Genomic DNA, 24,348 nt, shown 5'->3' with positions numbered 1-24,348 from the left:
AATTGTCTCTCTCCCGTCAAGGACCCGCCTAATGAAACGTATCCTGCCGCTGCTCGTTCTCACCCTTCTGGGCGCCGTCGCCAACGTGTCGACGCTTCGCGCTGAAGAAGAAGGTTTCACTCCGCTGTTCAACGGCAAAGATCTGGATGGCTGGATCGGCGCGGTCAACGGCTACTTTGTGGAAGATGGCGCGATCGTTTGCAATCCCAAGAAGGGCGGCAACCTGTACTACGGCAAGGAATTCGACAACTTCGATCTGAAGTTTGAATTCAAGCTCGAACCGGGCGCCAACAACGGTCTGGCGATTCGCTCGCCGGTCGAAGGGAACTCGGCCTACAACGGCATCGAACTGCAAGTTCTCGACACCGAAGACGAACGATACAAGGGCATCAAACCGTACCAGGCCCACGGCTCGGTCTACGGCGTCGTCCCGGCCAAGCGTGGTTTCCTGAAGCCGGTCGGCGAATGGAACACCCAGGAAGTGATCGCTGACGGCTATCACATCAAAGTGATCCTGAACGGCGAAACGATTGTCGACGCCAACATCGAAGAAGCGTCGAAGGACGGTACGCTGGACGGCCAGAAGCACCCGGGCCTGCTCAATAAGAAAGGTCACATCGGCTTCCTGGGTCACGGCACCAAGGTCGAATTCCGCAACATCCGGATCAAGTCGCTTGACAAATAAGTGCTAGCGGGAAGCTGTTAATTTCGGCGATATGCGTATTTTGCGTGTCGCACGGCAATTCCGGTAAATCCACAGCAGCCGCTCGGTCGATTGCATAGATATCGCAGTCGACCGCAGCGGTTTTTCCTTTTCTTGGCGTCGATCTGACGGCTGGAAATTGATAGCAAATCGCCCTGTCAACGCTCTGCTGCGATCAGTATGATCTGACGGCTTCTTGGAACACGGGCCGCAGTTCTCAAGGATTGAGACCTGTACGCACAACGGAATGATGCGAAACATACGGTTACTTCTGGCGCTGGTCCTCATTGCGACTTCGTTCGTGATGACGAAGCCAGCTTGCGCCGATGGCCCAGCCGATTTGTACGCCGTCGCGGCGAGCCAATATGCTCGCAAAGATTGGGAGGCGGCGATCGTCGCTTTCGATCGTTTTATCGACGACTACCCCAATCACTCGCTGGCCGGCCCGATTTACTTCTATCGCGGCGAAGCGCTGATTCAGCTCGAAGATTTCGACGCCGCTCGCAAGTCGTATGAACAGTTTCTCCAGCGCGTCCAGACCCACGCGAGTCGCCCCCAGGCGGAGTTCCGCATTGCCGAATGCTACTACCTGACCGGCGATCTGGAACATGCGAAAGCCGACTTCGACACCTTCGTCGCGTCGCGTAAAGAAGATCGACTCTATGCCCACGCCCTTCCCTACTTAGGCGAGATCGCGCTGGCCAACGAGAAATACGACAACGCCGAACAACTCTTCCGCGAAGCGAAAACGATCGCTCCCAACGCGGCGATGCAGGGAGAAGCGGAATTAGGTCTGGCTCGCACGCTGCGAGAAAGTGGACAACTGACCGCTGCTCGCCAGGCGTATCGCAACGCCTTGAAACAAGAGATTACCGAGAAGCAGGACGCCAAGTTTGAACTAGGCGTCGTGGAATATCGACTGGGCAATCACCGCGTCGCGGTTGATCTGCTGAATGAAGTAGCGAACGCCGGCGAGCGCAACAGTGCGGTCGCCAAGCTCTGGATCGCCAAGGCCTACTACGAAGTCCGCGATTGGCCCCAGGCCGAACAGCGCCTGCAAGATTTGGCCAAAGACGAATCGCTGAAGCAGTATCGCGACGAGATCGACTACCTGACCGCTCGCATTCGCCTGGAACAAGGGGGAACGAGCGAAGGTCTGACGCTGCTCGAACAGCTGCTGGTCGACTACCCCGCGTCCCCCTGGTGCGACGAATCGCTTTACTATCTGGCCGAAGCGGCGATCGTGACCGGCGACGTCGATAAGGCTTCGGTCGCCGCCGAGCGATTGATCCTCGAATATCCAAACCGCGAAGCGACGCCGAAAGCGGTTCGCCTGGTCGCCGGCAAGCGACTCGAAAAAGAACAATACGCGGCGGCTCTGCAGTTGCTCGATTCGCTCGGCAGCGACGACGTTTCGCCCGAGATGAAAAAGACGGCCGCCGCGTGGCGGTTTGAATTGCCCTACCTGCGCGGGATCGCCCAGTTGGGCGCCGGAAACGCGAGCCAAGCGGCCCAGCTGCTGACCGCAGCGATCAAAGCGACCGACGATCCGCAGCAACAAGGCTCGGCTTACTACGCCTTGGGCCTGGCCGCCGATCGCAGCGGCGAAGACGCCGACGCCGCTCGCAACTTTGCGAAATACCTGGAAGTTTGCCCCAGCGGTGACGAAGCCCCTGCTTCTCGTCTGCTGCTTGCCGCCGCCCTGGCTCGTATCGGACAACTGGACGACGCCAAAGCGACCTACGCTCTGGTCGATCGTACGAAATGCGATCCGCGGCTTTACCTGCTGACGACGCGCCGCCTGGCCGAAACCGCCATGAAGGCCGGCGACAAGCAATGGGCCGGCGAGCTGTTCGAGAAGTTGGCCGAAGAGGGTAACCCGGAAGAGTTCATCAAGTCGGGCGTCGCGGGACTCAGCTGGGTTCAGCTGGACGCCGTCGATAACGAAACCTCCACCGCCGCGATTCAGCAGCTGATCGAAAAGGATCCGACCAGCACGTTCATCCCGTCGGTTCTGTCGGGTCGGGCCAAGGTGCTCCTCGATCGCAATCAGGCGGCCGAAGCGCTTGCCATTTACCAACAGATTTATCGCGACTATCCCGAATCAGATCAGGCGCCGGGCGCGATGCTGACCGCCGCCCAGATCTTGAACGATCGAAAGGAATTTGGTCGCGCCGCGGAACTCTTCCGCGCGTTGATTCAAGCTCCCAGCCAAGAGATGCAGCTGGATGACCTCCACTATCGTCTCGGTTGGGCGCTGGTCGACCAAGGGAAACCGGAAGCGGCCGCCGACCAGTGGCGGATGATCTGCGAAAACTATCCGCAGAGCGAACTTTGGAGCGACGCCGCGTATCGTCGTGCCGAGAGCTTGCTGACTGACGGCCAGGCTGACGAAGCGACCAAGGTTCTGCAGCAGATTGTCGCCAAGGGTGACGCCAACGTTGCGCCGCATGCGACGTATCTGCTCGGTCAGATCGCCGTCGGCGCCGCCGATTGGGAAACCGCCGCCGCGCAGATGGCGAAGCTCGAAACGCCCAGCTCTGACGAACAACTCCGCATGATGGCCAGCTTCTGGCATGCCGAAGCCCTCTTCCATCAGCAGAAGTTCTCGGACGCATCGAAACTGTTCAATGACGTCGACTCGCTCGCTCGCGGACGGGAGCTCCCTTGGAGCAGCACTGTCGCTTTGCGTCGCGCTCAACTCGCGGCTCACCTGGGGAGCTGGGAAGAATCGCTCCGCCTGGCGGAACTCGCGGTCGTCAGCTTCCCCGACTTTGAGCAACGCTACGAACTCGATTATCTCCGCGGTCGCTGCCTGGCTCGTCAGGCTCGGTTCGCGGAAGCTCGCGACGCCTATCAGTTGGTGATCGACTCGCGTCTCGGCGGCGCTACCGAAACGGCCGCGATGGCGCAGTGGATGGTCGGCGAGACCTACTTCCATCAAAAGAACTACCAGGCGGCGATCCAGGCTTATTCGCGGGTCGCGGCGCTGTACAACTTCCCCCGCTGGAAAGCAGGCTCGCTGCTGCAGATCGGGAAGTGCTACGAAATCTCGCGCCAGTGGGATAAGGCGCAGAAGTATTACGACGAAGTCGCGGCCAACTATCCCGAATCGTTTTTCGCCGGCGAAGCTCAGCAACGTCTGAATGTCGTCAAACAACGGCGGGAAACGGCCGACGTCAATACGACGGAGCGACGTTAAACGCCAACAACCACTTTAAATAATCGCCGGCATCGCCCCACGCCGGCTTAGGAAGATCGGGAGTTTACTGAAATGGATGTCAGTCAGCTACGAACCGCCGGACGAGGACTCCGCCAATTGGCGATCATCGCGGCGTTTGGGGGCATGATTCTCGCGGCGCCGGCGTTCGCGCAAGAAGGCGCTGACGCGCTGGCCGCAGCGGCCGAGTCGCCGATTCCGACCAAGAATATGCTGCAAGCCATTCGCGACGGCGGCTTGCTGATGTATCCCATCGTCCTCTGCTCGTTTTTGCTGCTGGTCTTCGTCTTTGAACGAGCGATCAGCCTGCGAGCCGGCCGCGTCATTCCGCGCCCGTTCGTGAAGCGGTTTCTCGAACAGCTCCGCGAAGGTCAAATCGATCAGGACGAAGCGCTCGCCCTGTGCGAAGAGAACCGGAGCCCGGTCGCCGAGGTCTTCTCGGCCGCGGTAAAGAAGTGGGGACGCTCGTCGGTCGAAGTCGAACAAGCGATCATCGACAGCGGCGAACGAGTCACCAACGGACTGCGTCGCTATCTCCGTCTGTTCAACGGCATCTCGACGATTAGCCCGCTGCTGGGGTTGCTCGGTACGGTGCTCGGCATGATTCAAGCGTTCAATGCGATCGCCACGGCCGATGCGATGGGCCGACCTGAATTGCTGGCCGCCGGCATTAGCCAGGCGCTGCTGACCACGGCCGCCGGTTTGACGGTGGCGCTGCCGGCCCTGATTGCGTATCTCTTCTTCGTCGGCCGAGTCGATCGGCTGGTGATGGAGATCGACTCGCTGGGCCAGGAAGTGGTCAACGCGATCGCGTCGGATGGTTGGAAAGAACGTCGCGGCGGCGCCAAGAAGTCGTCCCGTCGAGCCGCGTAACCGCTAGGGCGAACGGAATCGCTCGCACAAAGGAGCCAGGAAGGTGCCTCTTAAAACGCACATCGACGAGACGCCGACGCTCAACTTGACGCCGATGATCGACATCGTCTTCTTGTTGATCATCTTCTTCATGGTCGGTACGAAATTCACCGAGCTCGAACGGAAGATCGGGCTCGAAGTTCCCGCCGTCAACGACGTCGGCGCGCTGACCGCCGCGCCTGAGCGGAAGGTGGTCAACATTTATCGCGACGGGCGGATCATGCTCGATCGCCAGGAATTGGACATCGAACAGCTGCAAATGGCGCTCTCCGCCGCTCGCGGCGAATATGAGGATCTGGGCGTGCTGGTTCGCGGCGACGCCGAAATCCCGTTTCAAAACGTCGCCTCGGTGTTGAACGCTTGCCGCAGCGCAGGAATCAACGAGATGGGCATCTCCGTTCGTTTGGCGCAACGAGAAACGAATACGAGATAGTTCCATGGGCGCTTTGCTGGCCGACGCCAATTCGACCTGGCTCTCTTCCCACGTGATCTGGAACGTCATGTGGGTCGGGCTCGCCGTTTTGACGATCTCACTGCTCGTCTTGATGCAGACCCGCTGGGGCCAGGCCAAACCGCTCTCGAAGTGCGTCGTTCTGTCGATCTTCGCTCACTTGCTGTTGATCGCCTACGCCCACATGACGCAGCTCTTTTCGCCGGGGCCGGCTCGCACGCCGGCGCCGCTGAGCTTCAAACTCTCAAACGTCGCTTTTGAAGAAAAAACCGACCGCCAGTCGCCAGAGCAAGCGCAAGCCAAGCCGTGGGATGTGACCAACGTCGCCCAACTGCCGTCGCCGCAAGCGGCGCCGTTGGCCCGACCTGACAGTCAACCGGCCGTCGCCGCCGACGCGCCGCAAGATTGGCCGCTGGAAGATGCGCCGCTAAGCGAAGCGATCGCGCCGCCGGTCGAAATGGCCGAGCCGACCGAGCTTGTCGAAAACCATACGGCCCCGGTCGAACCGTCGATCGCGCCGCGCGGCTCGATGATTGCCGCCGCCGAAATTGCTGCGGTCGCCGCCGCGCCAGTCGCTGCCGAAGCGGCTGCTGAGGTTATCGACGCGATGGGCAACACGCCGATGGCGCCTACCTTGGCTCGTCGCGATTCGACCGGACCGACCGTGCCCGAAGCGACCCCGCCGCAGATCGAACCGAGCCAGGACGATCGTCACATGGACGATCAGATCCATCAGCTGGCCGAGATGGCCGCCACCGCGGCGCCGGCCGATGCGATTCAAAGCGAAATCGATCAGCTGCGCGCCGCCGACAATCGTTTTGACGGACCGACCGCCACGTCGCCGGAAGGTTCGGACGGCACGCCGGCTCAACTGGCGTCGGCTCGCGCTTCGGGCGATCAGAAGAAACTGGCCCAGCTCGATCAGCTGGGAGTTCCGGTCCCGGCGACCAGTCGCCGCACGTTGGCCGCTTCGCCCCTTCCGTTGGCAATGCAGGCCCGCGTCGCCGACAACCAAAAAGACATCATCCAAGCCCAGGGTGGCGACCCGCGGATTGAAGCGTCGATTGACGCCGCGCTGGTTTGGCTAGCCGCGAATCAAGAAGATGACGGTCGCTGGGACGCCAGTCGTCACTCGGCCGGCAACGAACAGAAAGTCCTGGGACATGATCGTTACGGCGCTGGCGCCGACGCCGATACCGGCGTGACCGGCCTGGCGGTGCTCGCCTTCATGGCTCGCGGTCATACGCACCTGGAAGGGAAACACCGGACCAACGTGCAGCACGGGCTCGAGTTCATCATCTCGCACCAGCACGATACCGGATCGCTGGCCGGCGACGCTCGCCTGTTTGCCCAGATGTACTGCCACGGGATCGCGATGCTCGCCCTGAGCGAAGCGTACGCAATGACTCGCGACGATCGGATTCGCCCTGCCCTGGAAGCGGCGCTGAACTACTCGTTCCAGTCGCAGCATCAAACCTCGGGCGGTTGGCGCTATCAGCCGGGCGACCTCGGAGATACCAGCCAGTTCGGTTGGCAGGTTTTGGCGCTCCACAGCGCCCAACTGTCGGGGATTGAAACTCCCGAGCGAACCCGCGAATTGATGACTCGCTTTTTGCGCAGCGTCTCCTCCGGCGACCACAACGGTTTGGCCAGTTATCGTCCCGGCGAACGGACCACCCCGGTAATGACCGCCGAGGCCCTCGTCTGCCGCGTCTTTATGGATGCGGAGAACAGCAAGGAGACGGTCGAGGAAGCGGCCAACTACCTGGCTCGGTTTGAGCCAGGCCCCGGCCGGCCGAACCTTTACTTCTGGTACTACGGCACCATCGGGATGCACCAGCTGCAGGGAGAACGGTGGCATGCCTGGAGCGCGTCGCTGCAGCGTCAGCTGCTGACCAGCCAACGAGCCGGCGGCCTGGAAGCGGGGAGCTGGGATCCAGACACCGTCTGGGGCTGCTACGGGGGGCGAGTCTATTCGACCGCGATGGCGACGTTGTCCCTGGAAGTCTATTTTCGCTATCTTCCCATCTATTATGACCTTCAGAACCGCCCTGCTCCGGTCGCCCAGGCGCCGCTGCAGGTCCCGGCCGGAGGGGTCCGAATCTCGTCAAAACCGGAAAATCTGGCCCCGCGCTAGGATACCCGCACTCCTCTGCTAGTAATTGTTCCCTTTACAGTTAGGGGAGGACGAGTAAAATTGACCGTTGGATGCGGCAAGGCGCCGCACCCTTCGCGCATTTGGTTTGCGCAAAGGACCGCACGAGTATTGGTTCTGGTAGGGCCCGCTAGAGGCGCTTACCCGCTTTCGCCTACTTGGTTGCGTGTTCTATCTCCGTCTTCGTTTGACAACGAGGTAAGAACATGGGTTTAGGCTGGCAAGAACTTCTGATTGTGTTGTTCATCGTTCTTCTGTTGTTTGGATCTACCAAACTTCCCCAATTGATGCGCAGCCTGGGACAAGGCGTGGGCGAATTCAAGTCGGGGATGAAGGATAAGCCCGTTCACGATGAGGACGAAGAGGAAGCGAAAAAGGCGTAACTCGCCCGATCGCGTCACTTTTTCTCCATTCGCGTATTGAACGAAGGTACTGTCCTGATGTTGACTCTACCCGTCGTTTCCATGCCGGTAATCTTCGGATTTCTGGGCGGCTTGGGAATGCAAGAGATGATGATCGTCGCCGTGCTGGCGGTGCTCCTGTTCGGCAAGAATCTGCCGTCGGTCGCCCGTTCGCTGGGGCGCAGCTACGCCGACTTCAAGAAAGGGCTTAGCGACATCCAGTCGGAGTTCCATAGCGCCACCAAAGAAGTCGAGGACACGGTCAACGACCGCGGCTATTCCTCGAAATCGGTCAGCTCTTCGAACTACGACGACTATGACGACTACGCCGAAGCGACTGCACCGAAGTTCGAGCCCCCGCCGGCCGAACCGCAGAAGCTGGAAAACGGCTAACCGATTTTGTCCCCCCCGCCCCAGATATCCGCTAGTCGGCGCCGGGGAAAACCGATAAACTGACGAACCTGACGAGGTCAATTTCGCCGAACAAGCGAACCCGGACCTCCTCAGGTTCGTCCCTTTTAGCGACGAGCCAGGTTGGGATCAAACTCCCACCCAAACACGGGCGATTAGCTCAGCTGGTTAGAGCGCCGTCTTCACACGGCGGAGGTCGTTGGTTCGAGTCCAATATCGCCCATCAGTTGATTTTGATTCGTCAAGTCAACGAACGACGTAGGTAGACAAGGCGAGACATTCTCGGGACTTTTGCGTTTCGGACGCAGTTCAAGTCCCTTGGATGGCTCGCCTTGTCTCGTTACGTCGAATGATGTCTGCGCCGCTTTTTGCGCCGCGCTTGATTGCTGAATCGCGTTGGCGAAATCGGTCTCGCGAATCTGCATGTAGTGCTTCTGGGCGACCTCTTCGGCGGGGTGGCACTGACGGACGTTCTCCTCTTGGGTGCCACTGTCGTCTGCGACAGTGCTCTTCGGCCCGATGAGCTCGTAGGTTCGCCGCCTTTAAGAGTCCAGACGAATACTGCCAAGCCATTCTATTGACTTTCGACAGACGATGCAATACCTTGCAAGGCATGAACGGCGAAGCGTCGCACCGTAAACGGGTAAAGCATTTTCATGTTCCTGGTCACTTCCATGAACTGACGTTTTCCTGTTACCGTCGTCGTCCACTGTTGACCAACGACGCGTGGCGGACAATCTTCGCTCGTGCGATCGATGACGCGTGTCTGACCGAGCATTGTCCACTGGTTGCGATGGTCTTCATGCCGGAGCATGTTCATCTCTTGGTCTTGCCGACGACGCACGATGCGAACATTAGTCGATTGCTGCAACGAATGAAGCGTTCTTCCTCGGCGAAAATAAAGGCGATGCTTGTTGAAGCTCGGTCGCAACTCTTGGATGAGTTGACGATCCAGACCCGACCAGGCCAACATTGCTTTCGCTTCTGGCAAGAAGGCTCCGGTTACGATCGTAATTTGTACGACCGGGGGGCCGTAGAAGCGGCGATCGAGTACATTCACGAGAACCCCGTCCGAAGAGGACTTTGCCGCCGAGCGGTCGATTGGAAATGGTCAAGCATGCGATTCCATGAATCGGGAGTCGTCGAAACGCATTTGCCAAGACTTAATCGAATTCCGTCCGAGTTCTGGGATGTTGGAGGCTTGCAAACGCCCCATTCCGAATGAAGACACTGTCGCAGACGACAGTGGCACCCGAAGAATAAGATTGGCAAACAGTGCCACCCCGCCGAAGGCCAGATTAAGAGGGATCTGAACTACGAACTCAATGCTAAACATATCGTTTCCACTTTGCGGACGACTCCGAAAGAGGACATTGCTTGGTTCACATTTATGGAAAATGAACGAGCATTAGACAAAGATCGCTATTCAGCCTTCTGGTTCAACTGCGTAAATTACACGAATCATGAATTTGCTGACGCTGCCAAAAAATTTGGGTTCGGTCCTCCTCTAAAACACGAGAACAAAAAAGATGATTCGCAATAGATCCGCTGGACTGATCGCCATCTTTTTCGTCACCTCCGCCTGCGTGGGATGTCGAACGATCGTGGGGACATTTGTCGATTTAGCGCCGCCCGGATCTCAGACCTATGGAGCACTTCGCGTCACGAGTCTTCGAATTCGCGATTACTGGAGCCTGCACGGCAAAGTTCCGACCGATCCCGGCGAAATGCCGGAGTTACCAAATCGCGATTGCAAAATGATCGATGACTGGGGGCGGCCGCTACATTGGCAATCGGATGGAGAATCGGTCGTGCGCGTTTGGAGCCTAGGACGTGACGACAAGATTGGCGGAGATGGAGAGGACGAGGATTGGGAGTTTACTTTTGATGGCAAGCTGGCTCATCTAGAAGAGGTTACCAAGATTAAAACGGGCGAATTTGTCCCCTAGCAGCCTGTTGATTTTCCCGGCGGGGTGGCACTGACGGACGTTCTCCTCTTGGGTGCCACTGTCGTCTGCGACAGTGCTCTTCATGCCGGACGATTGTAGTGGGTTCGCATCTCGATGGTGTTGCCAATTCGCTTCGCTTCGAACGTATAATACTTCGTCGAAGTTTATCGGCGAAACGCCCCTTTCCGAATGAAGACACCGTCGCAGACGACAACGCCACCCGAAGAAAGCGATTGGCTAACAGTGCCACCCCGCCGAGATCGAACATTGTTGGTCGCGATCCGGCAAGGGAAAACTCAAGCGGAAATTGCGAATGAGCTAGGTCTGCAAGGCCATGCATCGATCTCTCGTCGAATGCAACAGATCAAGTCGAAAGTGCGTAAGCTACTTCTCTAGTCCCGTGACTGGAATTGATTCTACGAACGCATAAACTTGTTCCTGTGGTCCAGGAGCAAGTCGCACTCGAACCCCTGCGTACGCAACAAAGCACAAAAACGCCGCCGGCACCAAGTTGGGCGGGGTTTTTCATTCGCACCGAAACGCGTAATCGCCAATTGTGATCACTGCCATTCCTAGCGAATGTGGACGACGGTAGGCTCGTCTGGAAACCGTACAACATGGTCGTCCCTCTGTACGATTTTGGTTATTCGAGTCGCTGAAGCGTGTGGTTACGGCCCTGGACGCTTCCTCCATTCAATCCAAGTCCAAGCCAACGCGCGTTCGAAGATCGTAATCCAGAGCGTCCCCACGTCGATCGGTTCTAGTCGATAGACGGTGCACCACGGGACCGAATTCGGCATGCGGGGAACAGCGAGATCCGCTGATCGGTAGCCCGGTCGATCGCCGAGTCTCAGATAGTCGCTCTCGAGCCGTTTCCAGACCTGACGGGCGTCCTCTTCGTTGTCGATCACGCCTAGCGCCGCGACGGGGTATATGTTCTTGTTCTCACGACGGGCGATTGTGGCGAAGAGGCCGAACTTCGGCAGACTCACGTCCACAGAATATCCAGGCATGATTGGAATTGGACGCCAGCCGTCGTCGGACATAAAGCTCCAAAGCTCATCGATTGCTTCGTCGCCGATCTCAACTCGCGGGCAGAATTCCTTGTGCCCCGTGTTCATCGTGTAATAGTTCATTTTTCCTGTTCCATTCGCCGTTGGATCGAATTTCGTCGCGAGCGGTTTTACTCATTTTCCTCTCGACCGCAAGGGTTTCGTCAAAATTGGCAAACATTCTCAGCTAGACGGCCGGATTGCACGGTTGGCCTGTCTGATCTTCGGGCCGCCACATCGTTGACCGGGCGCCCTCCGTCCGGCAGAATGCAGGCAGTTGATCGCGATCTTTCTCTCCCTCCCTCCCGCGGAACCCTTCCTATGCCGCTCATTCGCTTGTTGGCACTGCTCGCCCTCGCTGTTGTGCTCTCTGCCGCAAACGTCGCCTCCGCCGAGAAGTTGGCCGATTGGCCGAAATGGCGGGGACCCAACGATACGGGGAGTTCGCCGCTGGTCGATTTGCCGACCGAGTGGGACGCTGAGAAGGTGCTGTGGAAAACGGAGTTCTCCGGGAAAGGATGTTCGACTCCGATCGTTTGGCATGACGCGATTTACGTCACCGCTCCGATCGACGGCAAAGACGCGCTGATCGCTCTGGACGCCGACGGCAAGCCGTTATGGAACGTTCAGTTCGGTGGCGAAAACCCCGGCAAGCATCGCAACGGCTCGGGTTGTAACGCTTCGCCCACCACGGACGGCAAGCATGTTTTCGTCTACTTCAAAAGCGGCACGCTGGCGGCGGTCGATTTGCAAGGCAAGACCGCCTGGGAAACCAATTTGGTCGAACGTTACGGACCCGACACGCTGTTTTGGGATCACGGGACGTCGCCGGTGCTGACGCAAGATTTTGTGGTCATGGCCCGGATGCACCAAGGGGAATCGTGGCTGGCGGCGTTTGACAAAGCGACCGGCGAATTGGCCTGGAAAGTTGCCCGCAACTACGAAACCCCAGTGGAATGCGATCACGGCTATTCCACGCCGGTCGTGATTGAATTTCAAGGCGAAGAGTCGCTGCTTACCTGGGGCGGCGAACACCTCACGATCCATAACGCCAAAACGGGAAAACTGGTCTGGAGTTGCGGCGGCTTCAACCCCGATGGGAACAAGCTGTGGCCGACGATCGCCACGCCGGTCGTGGTGGGGGATGTCGCGGTGATCGCTTATGGTCGCAACGATCGCGGGATTCCTCGGCTGCATGGCGTGCGTCTGCAAGGAGAGGGAGACGTCACCGAAACCAATCGTTTGTGGGATCGAGACGACATCGGCACGTTTGTTCCTTCGCCGATCGTTTATCAAGACAAGATCTATCTGGTGGGGGACAAAGGGAAAGTCACGTGCTTCGACCCGGCAACCGGCAAAACCATTTGGGAAGGCGCCTTTCCCAAACATCGGACCAACTACTATGGATCGCCGCTGATCGCCGGCGGCATCCTTTACGCCCCGCGGGAAGACGGCGTCGTCTTGGTCGCTGACATTCGCGACGGCTTCAAGCTGCTGGACGAAAACGACATGGGCGAATCGGTGATCGCCTCGCCGGTGCCCGGTCCGGGTCGTCTGCTCATCCGCGGCACGTCAACTCTGTTCTGCGTGGGGAAATAGCAGCTCCTCCCCTTCTACGCCTCTTCGATCAGCCGGCGCCGCTCGTCGGCGAGCTGGTCGAGTTTGGCTTCGGTTTCCGCGTGCCGATGGCGGCATTTATAGATTGCCGACGAAACCTGCCGGATGGCGGTTCCGCAGGCGCTCGAAGCGTTTTGAATTTTTGACTGCACGACCCAGTCGACGATCAAGCCGTCGAAAAAATAGTCGGCGAAGGTCAGGAAGCTGCCGAAGTCGCTGAGCGAAACCTGGAGTCGTTCGTCGGCGTCGGCGAGTTCTTTTTGGAAGTGTCGCAGGTGTCGTTGGGCGACTTGGGCTTGCCGTCGGGCCGAGTCGATACGGGAATGTTTGATCCAAGTCGACGCGGCCCCGCCGCCCAGCATATCCCAGGTTCCCCAGTTCTCGGCGGAATTGAGATCGCTGCGGACCGACTCCAGCGACCGTAAGGCGGTCGTGCCGGCTCGGATCGCTTCGTAAAGTTCCTTGCGATCCGCTTCCAGGTCGACTACCTGATCGTTCAGTTTCAGGATGGCGGCAATAGTCGGGTCGCCGTTCTGAGTGAGGAATTTTTCTTTCTCTTTTAGCAGTTGGTTGTATTCGCTCTCGGCATCCTTGAGCACGGCGAGTTGGGCGACCAGTTCCTCGATTTCCCGCTGCGCTTCGTCGACCGCTTCGGCGCTCTCTTCGTACTTCAATTTGGCGGCCAGATACTCTTGCCGCTCGGTTTCCAGTCGCTCTTCTTTGGTTCCGAGGATCGAATAGAACAAGCCGACCAGACTGAAGCCCTCGAGATTGTCGACGTCCGCTTTTTCTTTGTCGAGGATCCGCGCCATCCGACTGCAACTCTCTTGCAGCGAACCAAGTTGTACCCGCTCTTCTTCGAGCATGGCGTCCAGCTTCTGTTTGCTGCGAAGTTGCGCCTTGGCTTGGATGAGTCGCTCACGAATGTCATTCGGCACGTTCAATTCCTCTTGGTCTATCAATCGTTGATGTCGCTGAATTCTCGCGTAATGCGATCACGATTTCCAGCGGCGTTCGCGTTTATGCAGCGTCTTGGATGGGCGAATTCGCCGTCCCGCCGGCAACCGGTTAGAATCGCGGAGTTCGCTTCGCACCTCCTGCGGGAAAACGAGTCATGAATCTGCGCCTCGGCCTCGGCGTTACGTCCTATCTAGTGGTTGCACTCGCCCTCGGCTGCGACAGTTCTCACAAGGCGATCGGCGTCCCGGCCAAAACGCAGGAGCCGAGCCTGTGGGAAATCCACGAGCTGCTCGCTAAAAAGGAGTTCGTCGATCTGACCCATTCCTTTGAGCCTGGCATCCCACATTGGCCCGGATTTCCGGATGAAGAGCTGGAGACGATCTACTCGTACAAGCCTGCCCCGGGATTAATGGGCTCCGGTTTCTTCGCCCAGCGGTACCAGATCGTCGGGCAATGGGGAACGCACTGCGATCCGCCGGCGCATTTCGTGGAAGGATTGCGGACGATCGACGAGATCAAGCCGGAAGAAATGATCCTGCCGCTGGTCGTGTTCGACGTCCATGCAGCGGTCGAACAGAATCCGGACTACGTCATTCGCATGGAAGATGTGAAGGCCTGGGAAGAGAAATACGGCGAAGTCCCGAAAGGCGCCTTTTGCGTGATGCGGACCGATTGGTCAAAACGGTGGCCCGACGCCAAGGCGATGCGCAACGAAGACGCAGCGGGAACGCCCCACTATCCCGGCTGGAGCCAGGAGGTTCTGACCTATCTCTACGAAACGCGAAAGATCACCGCGAGCGGCCACGAGACGACCGACACCGATCCCGGCCTTTCGACCGCGAAAGATGACTACACGCTGGAGACTTATGTCCTGGGGACGAATCACTACCAGATCGAGCTGCTGACCAACGTTGATCAATTGCCGGAGCAAGGAGCGCTGGCGGTCGTGACCTTTCCGAAGCCGCTGAAAGGCTCGGGCTTTCCGGCGCGGGTGTTTGCGATCTTGCCGTGAGAGGCCGGCTATTTCACCGTACTGCCTTGAAACGAGAATCCTTCCTCCTGCTCAACAGGCTTCGCCTCGTCGATGGCCTTCTTGTGCCGAGGCAGAATCTCTTGATCGATGTAGTTCGTCAACGTGACGATCGCCGGAGGATAGTTTCCTAGGCACACGACTTGCTTCGTCACTTCCCCACAGCCGACCGAGATGGCGATCGATTCGTCGTCGGAGATGAAAGTAGCGTCAACGATCGACTTGGCGGCGTTGGCGTTGTACTCGTCATTCAGCTCGGCAAATTTCACGTTGCGAAGTTGTCGGCAGAGTTCGTCGAGCTCCTGGGGCTCGAGGGTAAACGTCGCCTGAAGTCGTTCGCGAGCGAGATCGGTATCCTGCCAAAGATCGAGGGTCCCCTTGCCGTCGGCGTCAATGCGTAGATCAGTCGTACCAGACTGGCGATGGAAAGACCCAAACGTAAAGCAGGAGAACTTTTCCCGCGATAGCTCCTCCTGAGAGAGCGCCGAGCTATTGGGGACGACGTGGTCGAGTGGATTCGACCGCCAAGCCATGCCCCTCAGTACGGCAACTTCTGGCGTGGGGCGGCCAGATTGGAGGGTCGCTACCAGGATCGCCACAGTAATACTGATCGCTACGACAACTAGTAGGAAAGTCTTCATGGAGTCATCCAAAAGGCGAATTGCCACACAGGCAGGTCGGTATTGCTATCGGTTTGGCGTTACTAAGCAGACGATGACCCTAGGGAAATAGTTTTCGTAGTATTCTCGCCAGGCGAATAAGCCCTGGGATGCCGTTGTCCGACGAACCATTTCCCCGTTGGCGTGTCTTCGTCGGAATCGGAATATCTTTCCTTTGAGTACGCAAGAAAGGGCGATTAGGCTGTCTGTGAACGAGATCGCGGCGACGAAGTCGAGCCTGTTGATTCTTGACGTCGACGAAACGTTGTTGTTTGCGACCGAGAGGCGGCTTGCGCATGCGCCCGATTTTCGATTCGGACCCTATCACGTCTATTTGCGCCCTTATCTGCAAGAGTTTTTGCAGCACTGTTATCGTCGTTATCGAATCGCCCTGTGGTCGACGGCGGATGCTGGCTATCTGGCGGTGGTGCGAACGTACGCGCTGCCAGCGGACCTTCACTTGGAGTTTGTCTGGAGCCGTGATCGCTGTGTGCGCTGTTACGACCCCGAGTGGCGCGAAACGTACTATGTGAAAGATTTGAGGAAGGTGAGACGGCACGGTTTCGATTTGGCCAAGACGCTCATCGTTGACGATACGCCGCAAAAGGTGGAGCGAAGCTATGGGAACGCGATCTACGTGCCGGAGTTTCGGGGAGAACCGGAAGACGACTTGTTGCGAAGACTAGCGAATTACCTGGAAGCGTTGGCGGATACGGCTGACGTGCGCGGTTTGGAAAAGCGTAATTGGAAGGCGCACTACTAACATGCTGTTGTCGATTTCTACCACCCATCCGCCGGCGGCCGATCTGGGGTACTTGTTGCACAAACGCCCCGGTCGGTTGCAGAGCTTTGATCTCAGCTTTGGGAAGGCGCACGTCTTTTACCCCGAAGCGTCGGCGGAGACCTGCACCGCTTGTTTGTTGCTTGACGTCGATTCGGTCGAGATGGTCCGCGGCAAACGACGCGACGCAAGTTTTGGCATCGGCCAGTACGTCAACGATCGTCCTTACTGCGCGTCGTCGCTGATGAGCGTCGCCATTTCGCAAGTCTTCGGAACGGCGCTTGGCGGGCGATGCAAAGATCGCCCGAAGTTGGTCAGCACGCCGATTCCTCTGACCGCTCGGATCGACGTACTGCCGGTTCGAGGAGACGCCGGCTTGCTCGCTCGATTATTTGAGCCGCTGGGATACGAGGTCGAAGCGGTTCGGCATCCGCTGGACGAGCAGTTTCCGGAATGGGGAGAAAGCTCTTACTACTCGGTGACGATCCGCGCGACGAAAACTCTGGCGGAACTGCTGACCCATTTGTACGTCCTCATTCCGGTCTTTGACAACGAGAAGCATTACTTCGTCGGTGAGGACGAACTCGAAAAACTCCTCTTCAAAGGTGGGGGCTGGCTGGCCGCGCATCCTGAGAAAGAGCAGATCACCCGCCGCTATTTGTCGCATCGCGCTAGTCTCTACCGTCAGGCGCTGGCGCGGCTTGTTGACGAAGAGCGAGAGGCTGCGCTCGACGACGAACCGCCGGGCGACCGACGCGAGGAGACGCTCGAAAAGGCGTTGAGCCTGAACGAGCAGCGTCATGGGGCGGTCTTGGCCGCCCTACGCAGCAGCGGTGCGAAATCGGTGATCGACCTCGGTTGCGGCGAAGGACGCTTGCTGCGCGAACTGTTGGAAGATCGGCAATTTGAGCGAATCGTCGGCGTCGACGTTGCGAGCCGCGCGCTCGAGATCGCCGAGCGGCGGTTGAAGCTCGATCGTCGTCCAGAAAGGCAGGCCGAGCGAGTGAAGCTGCTTCACGGCTCGTTGATCTACCGTGACAAGCGATTTGAAGGGTTCGATGCAGCCGCGGTCGTCGAAGTGATCGAGCATCTTGATCCTCCCCGGTTGTCGGCGTTCGAGCGGGTGCTATTCGAGTTCGCGCGGCCGCAGAACGTCGTGCTGACGACGCCGAATCAGGAATACAACGTAATGTGGGAGACTTTGCCGGCAGGACAGTTTCGGCATGGCGACCACCGGTTTGAGTGGACGCGCCAGCAATTCCAGGACTGGGCCCAAGAAATCGGGCGGCGATATGGCTATGCGGTACGGTTCATTGGGATCGGCCCCGAAGATCCTGCGGCCGGAACGCCGACGCAGATGAGTCTCTTTCAACGCGACTAGGCGGAGCATGTCCGCTACGAAATTCAAAGCCGCGATCAACACTATGTCTTGTCAGCGGAGGTCTGGCTCGTTGAACATCCAAATTCCAAAACTATCGCTCGTCGTGTTGATCGGTCCAAGCGGATCGGGGAAGAGTACGTTCGCGCGGATGCACTTTCGGCCGACGGAAGTTCTCTCGTCCGACTATTGCCGCGGTCTGGTCAGCGATGACGAAAACGATCAAGCGGCGACGCGAGACGCATTCGACGTGCTGCACTATGTCGCCGCCAAACGGCTTGCGCGAGGGCAATTGACCGTCGTCGACGCGACCAACGTGCAGCAGGAATCGCGGAAGCCGCTGGTCGAACTGGCGCGGCAGTACCACTGCTTGCCGGTTGCGATCGTGTTGAATCCTCCCGAGGACGTTTGTCACGACCGCAATTGCGATCGAGCGGATCGCCAGTTCGGGCCGCACGTCATTCGGCAACAACGTTCGCAGCTGCGCCGCTCGCTACGGTCGCTGAAACGCGAAGGCTTCCGCCATATTTTCGTTCTGAACAGCGTCACGGAAATCGACGCGGCCGGCATCGAACGCGTTCCCCTTTGGAACGACAAGCGAGAGGAGCATGGTCCATTCGACATTATTGGTGACGTTCATGGCTGCTGCGACGAACTGGAGGGCCTGCTTGCGCAGCTTGGCTATCAGCCAAGTCTGGTCGCACCGGTGGGGCCGTCTCTCGTCAGCGGTCCGGTTTACGTTCATCCCGAAGGACGCAAGGCGGTTTTCGTCGGCGACCTGGTCGATCGCGGTCCGCGCGTTTTGGACGTTGTGCGGCTGGTCGCTGGTATGGTCGCTAGCGGCAACGCTCTGTGCGTTCCGGGCAACCATGACATGAAGTTGCTCCGCAAATTGCGGGGGAAAAACGTCCAGGTGACGCATGGCTTGACGGAAACGCTAGCGGAGATTGACGGGCTCGCGGCCGACGTTCGCGATCCGTTCTGCAAAGAGTTGGCGGAGTTTCTGGATGGTCTTGTCAGTCACTATGTGCTGGACGACGGCAAGTTGGTGGTGGCTCATGCTGGGATGAAAGAGGCGTATCAGGGACGCGGCTCCGGCAAAGTTCGCGAATTCGCCCTCTACGGCGAGACGACCGGCGAAACTGATCAGTTTGGACTGCCGGTGCGGCATGACTGGGCGGCCGAGTATCGCGGTTCGGCGATGGTCGTGTACGGGCACACGCCGGTTCCGGAACCGGATTGGCTCAACGGCACGGTCAACGTCGACACCGGCTGCGTCTTCGGTGGTAAGCTGACGGCGCTGCGCTATCCCGAGCGGCAGTTCATCTCGGAGCCGGCCCGACGGACTTATTGCGAGTCGGCCAAGCCCTTTCTCGACGCCGATCAATTGGCGCCACGATCTGCGCAGCATTTGCACGACGATCTGCTCGACGCAGAGGACGTGTTGGGGAAGCGGATCGTCTCGACGCGGCTGCAAGGGAACGTGACGATTCGGGAAGAAAATGCGGTCGCCGCGCTCGAAGTAATGAGCCGTTTCGCCGCAGATCCGAAGTGGCTGATCTACTTGCCGCCGACGATGTCTCCCTGTGAAACGTCGAACGAACCGGGACTGCTCGAGCACCCCGCTGAGGCGTTCATCTACTTCCGCAACCAGGGAGTTCCGCAGGTCGTTTGTCAGGAAAAGCATATGGGCTCGCGGGCGGTCGTCGTCGTTTGTCGCGATCAGGAAGCGGCGTGCGATCGCTTCGGAGTGACCGAAGGCCACGCAGGCGTCATTTACACGCGCACCGGCCGGAGATTCTTCAACGACGTCGAACAGGAAAAAGAACTTCTCAATCGCCTGCGGGATGCGCTAATTAACGCTGGATTCTGGGAAGAGTACCAGACCAACTGGGTCTGTCTCGACTGCGAACTGATGCCCTGGTCGGCGAAAGCGCAGGAGCTTCTTCGTTCGCAATATGCGGCAGTTGGAGCCGCGGGAAATGCTGCGCTGCCAGTGACGCTTCAAAAGCTCCAGCAAGCGGCCGCCCTGCTTTCCGAAGATGACCAGCAGCTAAATGCGATTGTTGGCCGTTTCCAGGATCGCCAGCAAAGTCTGACGCATTTCGTCGACGCCTATCGCCGCTATTGCTGGAACGTCGCTTCAATCCGCGACTTGAAGCTCGCGCCGTTTCACCTATTGGCGACCGAAGGGAAAGTCCACACCGATCGGAGCCATTGCTGGCACATGGAAACGCTGGCGAAGATTTGCAGCCATGATGCGGAGGTACTGCAGGCGACCAATTGCCGAGTGGTTGATCTGACCGATCTGGACAGCATCGCCGCCGGGATCGATTGGTGGACTGGATTGACCGCCGCCGGAGGCGAAGGAATGGTCGTCAAACCAGCCGACTGGATCGTGCGCGGGAAGCGGGGACTGATTCAACCGGCGGTGAAATGCCGCGGCAGAGAATACCTGCGGATCATCTACAGCCCTGACTACGACAGCGACGAGAACCTTCCTCGTCTCCGCAGTCGCAGCCTGGGCCGCAAACGATCGCTCGCCCTGCGTGAGTTCGCCCTGGGACTAGAGTCGCTAGATCGCTTCGTTCGCAAGGAACCGCTCCGCCGCGTGCACGAATGCGTCTTCGGCGTGTTGGCGCTGGAGAGCGAACCTGTCGACCCGCGGCTATAAAAATGCTGGTCACCGAGGCCTGACGTTAGCAGGCAGACGCAAGCGGTTCGCCAAGATCGTTTGCACGGCAGCGAATTCCTCGGGGCCGATCGCTCGGTTCCAGACCGCCAGGTAGGCGATTTTGAAGTTCGCTTCGGTGGAGGAGCTGGGAGTGGTGTAGATCTCGAAGGGGGCGTTTTGCATGTTGAAGAAGTAGATCGTGTTTGGATGGACGATCGGTTCGCTGTCGCTCCGTCGCCAGGTCATGTCCCGACCGTCGTAGGTGAGGGCGAAGGTTTCCGCTTGCCCGACGGCGGGTCGTTTGCCGCCGGTCTGGAACATGCCGACTTGATCTTCGTGGTAGAAGTTGAGGGTTTGCGGTGCGGGCCCGTACGAGAAGATCGAACGCGAGTTCTCTGGGGGAGCGGGATAGCCTCGTCCTTGCGCCATGAGCCCGAACGATTCGTTCACGTCGGGAAAGTGGAGCCACGAGAGGTTCGCCATGCAGGTAAACGGGCCGTAGGTTGGAATCAGCGGCGCCTCCGTCTGAGCGCCGGACGGAGCGGCGAACACGTAGCCATCTTCTTCCCGCTCGACCGTATTGCTTGCGGTGAAATCGAACCGACCCTGATCGTCCGCCCCGCGAACCAGGTTGAAAATCTTCCCAGATGCGGCGTTCGATCCTTTGGTCATCAGGTGCAGCGAACGCAAGCCTTTCGTATGACCGCCGGCGCGAAGTTCCGCCCACAGTTTTTCAACCGCCGCGGCGTTCTGGGGCTCAGCAAGTTCTTGATAGGCGGCGAGCGGGTTATCGCTCAAGCGGCCGGTTTTCGCCGAGGCGACGTCACTGAAGACTTCTCCAAACTCGTTGCGAGCGCCGATGCGGTATTCGTAGGTCGTATTCGGAAGCACGCCGTTTTCATCGTGCAGGCCGTCTGCCGGCGCTTCCGCGGTTTGCCAAATCCAGGTCCAGGCCGACTCGCCAGCCTGACGGCGGTAAATGCGATAGACCGGCAACTCACCAGGGATGCCACCTTCCGGCGCGTGCCACGTCAGATCGACCCGCCAGGCGCCAACGGCTTTCGCGGCGGCGCTGTTGGGAGGCTGCGGCATCTGGATCGTGCTGCCGGGCTTGGCGATTTCTTGCGCCATGACGCGGCCGATTTCGTTGTATTGCTTTTGGTAGTAGTGGACGGCGTTGTTCGGCCAGACTTGCTGCGTGAAGATTTTCTCGATGGGGAAGTAAACCATGCGAGCGCTAGCGTGCTGTTGGGCGACATGCCGCTGCATCTCTCGCGTCGCCGCCCAGGCGGGCGAGTCGGGATAGAAGCGATCGCTCGAACCGCTCGGATAGGCGAAGATCGAAACCAACACCACGTTGATCAGCGAGCCAGGCTGGCCAGGGTAGTCGTCGCCATAGTCCTGCACAAAGCCGTCAAACAAGTCGCTGAGCGCCTTTTCCAACTGCGGCAACGTCTTTTTGTTTTGCGCCAGCAGAAACTCTTCCGCTTCGCCCTGCCCCCAAATCAACCCGGCCAGTCCCCATTGGCCGGCAAAGTTAGACGCCGCCGCGGTCGTTTTGAACGCTTGGTATTTGTCGCGAAGCGCGGCGCGGTAGGCGTCCGGCCAATTTCCCCCGCCATACTGCACGCCGGGGACGATGCCGGAGTTGCCATGCACTCCATGAACGAAGATCACCTTCTTGCCGGTCGTGGCGTGATAGTCGATCGCAAATCGATTGTGAAACCCGGCGGCGTTACCGACATAGGCTTCCGGTTTGGCGTCGACCACATCCAGAATCTTTTTCTGTTCCGGATCGAAATAGAAGACCGTCCCGCGCTCGGGAACCGGAATCGGTTCGTTCAGCCCTTCACGATTTTCGCCGAGCCAACCTTGCGCGTTGCTTTGCCCGGCGACCAGAAAGAGGTGATAGTCGACGTGATCCAGCGAAGGCGTTTTGGTCTCGGCGAGACATGTCGATGCTGCCGGCCAGCTGGCGGCGATCGCGACCAAAAAAATCAGACCGAGAAGAAATCGCTGATGCATGGGGACCCTTCGTTCCGTGACGCGCAGAAAAGATCGTCTCTAGTAGCGAAACATTACAACTCTATGGTGAAGATTGGACGGAAGGTTACCCGATTTCTGGGCAGAAACCGAAAAAATCGAACCTCTCCATCCCAAGTCGTTCTAAATAGGGTAGTTCTGACGATAGGTCCCAGCTGTCGTCGACGGCGTGGTATATTCTCCTCCCGAAGACCAATGTTTCTTTTCCTGGAAGCGATCCAATCGTGGCTCAACCAGTTCACTATCATCCGAATCTGATCTTCTCGCCGGGGACGCAAGTTGTGGCGCTGCGCGATATCGTCGGGCCGAACGGGCGAACGCTGCATCCGCGCGGCGCGGTCGGCGTGGTGGTGAAGTCGCCGGTCGATTTGCAGCATAGCTATCGGATCCGCTTCCCGGACGGTTTTGAAGAGTCGCTGCCGCCGAGCGAGCTGGCGCTGTTGGCCAAGCACAAAGAGGGCGCCATCGGCGCTCGTAACGCCGCCGATCCTGGCGATCTGCTCAACCGGGTCGCGTTTCGCTGCATTGTCGGCTCGCAGGCGTTTGGCTTGGCCGATGACGCGTCGGACATCGACCGCCGCGGCTTTTATATCCCGCCGGCCGAGTTGCAATGGTCGCTCTACGGCGTGCCGGAGCAATTGGAGCTGGACGAGTCGCAAGAGGCGTATTGGGAACTGCAGAAGTTCATCGTTCTTGCGCTGAAGGCGAACCCGAACGTGCTGGAGTGCCTCTATTCTCCCCTGGTCGAGAAGGCGACGCCGCTCGCACAGCAACTGCTCGACATGCGGTCGATTTTCCTGTCGCGACTCGTGTACCAGACGTACAACGGCTACGCGATGTCGCAGTTCAAAAAGATGCAAAGCGATATCCGCTCGCAAGGAACGGTCAAGTGGAAGCATGTGATGCACCTGATTCGGCTATTGATCAGCGGAATTCGGGTGCTGCAGGAAGAAACGGTGCCGGTTGACGTCGGTCCGCACCGCGAGCGGTTGCTCGCGATCAAGCGGGGAGAATTGCCGTGGGAAGAAACAGAGGCCTGGCGTCGTCAGCTGCATGCGGAGTTTGACGCCGCGCTGCAAGCGACCTGTTTGCCGGAGCGTCCCGATTATGAACAAGCGAATGCATTTTTGATCGCAGCGCGCAAGGCGGCGCTCGCGGAAGAGTTGCCATGAACATCGAACCCCGACTTTACAAACAAGTCGAACAACATCCTTACCCTCTGCTGTTTACGACGATCAGCGGCGCCCATTTGTATGGATTTCCGTCGCCTGACTCCGACTTCGACCTGCGCGGGATTCACCTGTTGCCGCTCACCGACGTCGTCGGCTTACGAGAAGCGGACGAGACGGTCGAAAAGTCGGGCATCCACGACGGGCTCGAGATCGACCTGGTGACGCACGACGTCAAAAAATTCTTCCTGCTGATGCTGAAGAAGAACGGCTACGTGCTGGAGCAATTGCTTTCGCCGCTGGTCGTGCAGACGACACCGGAGCATGAAGAGTTGAAGGCGCTGGCGCCGGGCTGCATCACCCGGCATCATGCGCACCACTACCTCGGTTTCGCCGCGACGCAGTGGAAGTTATTCAAGAAGGAAGACCCGCCGCGGGTCAAGCCGCTGCTGTACGTCTATCGCGTTCTGCTGACCGGAATCCACTTGATGCGAACCGGCCAGATCGAAGCGAATCTGCTTCATCTGAATGAAGAAGCCAAGTTGCCTTACCTGCCGGAGCTGATCGCCAGAAAACTGGAAGGCCCGGAAAAGGGAACCCTGTCGGCCGCCGATCTGGCGCTGCACCAGCAAGAGTACGAGCGGTTGACGTGGGAACTGGAAGAGGCGCGCGAGCATAGCCAGCTGCCAGAGAATGCGTCGGCCAACGGAGCGCTGAACGATTTGCTGGTACGCGTACGGTTGAAGCAGGCGCAATAATAGCCCGAAGCGCCAGCGAGGGAAA

20 protein-coding genes and 1 tRNA gene are annotated in these 24,348 nt (G+C 58.8%); 17 read left to right on the top strand and 4 right to left on the bottom strand.

What is annotated here, in order from left to right:
- Positions 1-31: 31 nt before the first annotated feature.
- From LOC68_RS03515 to LOC68_RS03470, 10 genes are all read left to right on the top strand, one after another.
- Entirely contained in the window at positions 32-685 is a 654-nt protein-coding gene (locus LOC68_RS03515; protein ID WP_230215829.1) for a 3-keto-disaccharide hydrolase, read from the top strand.
- A gap of 265 nt (positions 686-950) precedes the next feature.
- Positions 951-3,905 (top strand): tetratricopeptide repeat protein, encoded by a 2,955-nt coding sequence (locus tag LOC68_RS03510; RefSeq protein ID WP_230215827.1) that lies wholly within the window; start codon positions 951-953, stop codon positions 3,903-3,905.
- Between the two features lie 72 nt (positions 3,906-3,977).
- The gene (locus tag LOC68_RS03505) at positions 3,978-4,796 is read left to right on the top strand and encodes a MotA/TolQ/ExbB proton channel family protein (protein WP_230215825.1); all 819 of its coding nucleotides are present in this window, start codon (positions 3,978-3,980) and stop codon (positions 4,794-4,796) included.
- A 43-nt stretch (positions 4,797-4,839) separates the two neighbouring features.
- Positions 4,840-5,268, top strand: a complete 429-nt coding sequence (locus LOC68_RS03500) for an ExbD/TolR family protein (protein WP_230215823.1) — start codon at positions 4,840-4,842, stop codon at positions 5,266-5,268.
- Between the two features lie 4 nt (positions 5,269-5,272).
- Entirely contained in the window at positions 5,273-7,423 is a 2,151-nt protein-coding gene (locus LOC68_RS03495; RefSeq protein ID WP_230215821.1) for a prenyltransferase/squalene oxidase repeat-containing protein, read from the top strand.
- Positions 7,424-7,647: 224 nt separating this feature from the next.
- Positions 7,648-7,824 (top strand): Sec-independent protein translocase subunit TatA/TatB, encoded by a 177-nt coding sequence (locus LOC68_RS03490; RefSeq protein WP_255671044.1) that lies wholly within the window; start codon positions 7,648-7,650, stop codon positions 7,822-7,824.
- A gap of 57 nt (positions 7,825-7,881) precedes the next feature.
- A complete protein-coding gene (locus LOC68_RS03485; protein ID WP_230215819.1) occupies positions 7,882-8,235 on the top strand; it encodes a Sec-independent protein translocase subunit TatA/TatB in 354 nt (117 codons plus the stop codon).
- Positions 8,236-8,402: 167 nt separating this feature from the next.
- A tRNA-Val gene (locus LOC68_RS03480) sits at positions 8,403-8,476 on the top strand.
- Between the two features lie 390 nt (positions 8,477-8,866).
- Complete coding sequence (locus LOC68_RS28745) at positions 8,867-9,478, top strand: REP-associated tyrosine transposase (protein WP_390623340.1); 612 nt, start codon at positions 8,867-8,869, stop codon at positions 9,476-9,478.
- A gap of 532 nt (positions 9,479-10,010) precedes the next feature.
- Positions 10,011-10,202 carry a type II secretion system protein GspG gene (locus LOC68_RS03470; protein WP_230215816.1) on the top strand — a complete coding sequence of 64 codons (192 nt, stop codon included), beginning with the start codon at positions 10,011-10,013 and terminating at the stop codon, positions 10,200-10,202.
- 668 nt (positions 10,203-10,870) lie between these two features.
- Here the strand turns inward: LOC68_RS03470 and LOC68_RS03465 are convergent.
- On the bottom strand, positions 10,871-11,338 hold the full coding sequence (locus LOC68_RS03465) for a hypothetical protein (RefSeq protein WP_230215814.1): 468 nt from the start codon (positions 11,336-11,338) through the stop codon (positions 10,871-10,873).
- A 237-nt stretch (positions 11,339-11,575) separates the two neighbouring features.
- Between LOC68_RS03465 and LOC68_RS03460 the strand changes: the two genes are divergently transcribed.
- Positions 11,576-12,853, top strand: coding sequence for an outer membrane protein assembly factor BamB family protein (locus LOC68_RS03460; RefSeq protein ID WP_230215812.1), 1,278 nt, complete (start codon positions 11,576-11,578; stop codon positions 12,851-12,853).
- 14 nt (positions 12,854-12,867) lie between these two features.
- Here LOC68_RS03460 and LOC68_RS03455 read toward each other — a convergent pair whose 3' ends face one another.
- A complete protein-coding gene (locus LOC68_RS03455; RefSeq protein ID WP_230215810.1) occupies positions 12,868-13,809 on the bottom strand; it encodes a hypothetical protein in 942 nt (313 codons plus the stop codon).
- Positions 13,810-13,985: 176 nt separating this feature from the next.
- Here LOC68_RS03455 and LOC68_RS03450 point away from each other — a divergent pair, with 176 nt between their 5' ends.
- Complete coding sequence (locus tag LOC68_RS03450) at positions 13,986-14,843, top strand: cyclase family protein (protein ID WP_230215808.1); 858 nt, start codon at positions 13,986-13,988, stop codon at positions 14,841-14,843.
- A gap of 8 nt (positions 14,844-14,851) precedes the next feature.
- On the opposite strand, the gene LOC68_RS03445 is transcribed toward LOC68_RS03450, so the two are convergent.
- Complete coding sequence (locus tag LOC68_RS03445; protein ID WP_230215806.1) at positions 14,852-15,394, bottom strand: hypothetical protein; 543 nt, start codon at positions 15,392-15,394, stop codon at positions 14,852-14,854.
- A gap of 334 nt (positions 15,395-15,728) precedes the next feature.
- Here LOC68_RS03445 and LOC68_RS03440 point away from each other — a divergent pair, with 334 nt between their 5' ends.
- The 3 genes from LOC68_RS03440 (at position 15,729) to LOC68_RS03430 (ending at position 20,353) form a co-directional block, all read left to right on the top strand.
- Complete coding sequence (locus LOC68_RS03440; protein ID WP_230215804.1) at positions 15,729-16,283, top strand: HAD family hydrolase; 555 nt, start codon at positions 15,729-15,731, stop codon at positions 16,281-16,283.
- 1 nt (position 16,284) lies between these two features.
- The gene (locus LOC68_RS03435) at positions 16,285-17,682 is read left to right on the top strand and encodes a 3' terminal RNA ribose 2'-O-methyltransferase Hen1 (RefSeq protein ID WP_230215802.1); all 1,398 of its coding nucleotides are present in this window, start codon (positions 16,285-16,287) and stop codon (positions 17,680-17,682) included.
- A gap of 70 nt (positions 17,683-17,752) precedes the next feature.
- The gene (locus tag LOC68_RS03430; protein WP_230215800.1) at positions 17,753-20,353 is read left to right on the top strand and encodes a polynucleotide kinase-phosphatase; all 2,601 of its coding nucleotides are present in this window, start codon (positions 17,753-17,755) and stop codon (positions 20,351-20,353) included.
- Positions 20,354-20,362: 9 nt separating this feature from the next.
- Here the strand turns inward: LOC68_RS03430 and LOC68_RS03425 are convergent, their stop codons facing one another.
- Entirely contained in the window at positions 20,363-22,378 is a 2,016-nt protein-coding gene (locus tag LOC68_RS03425; protein WP_230215798.1) for a fibronectin type III domain-containing protein, read from the bottom strand.
- Between the two features lie 242 nt (positions 22,379-22,620).
- Here LOC68_RS03425 and LOC68_RS03420 point away from each other — a divergent pair, with 242 nt between their 5' ends.
- Positions 22,621-23,568: a nucleotidyltransferase domain-containing protein gene (locus LOC68_RS03420; protein WP_230215796.1), complete on the top strand. Its 948-nt coding sequence runs from the start codon at positions 22,621-22,623 to the stop codon at positions 23,566-23,568.
- Positions 23,565-24,323 (top strand): nucleotidyltransferase domain-containing protein, encoded by a 759-nt coding sequence (locus LOC68_RS03415; protein ID WP_230215795.1) that lies wholly within the window; start codon positions 23,565-23,567, stop codon positions 24,321-24,323. Before LOC68_RS03420 ends, LOC68_RS03415 begins: the two co-directional genes overlap by 4 nt.
- Positions 24,324-24,348 lie beyond the last annotated feature (25 nt).

It is taken from the genome of Blastopirellula sediminis, from assembly GCF_020966755.1.
GTDB lineage: Bacteria > Planctomycetota > Planctomycetia > Pirellulales > Pirellulaceae > Blastopirellula > Blastopirellula sediminis.
The sequence above is the reverse complement of the archived record's forward strand: the minus strand, read 5'-3'. Positions and strand labels throughout refer to the sequence as shown.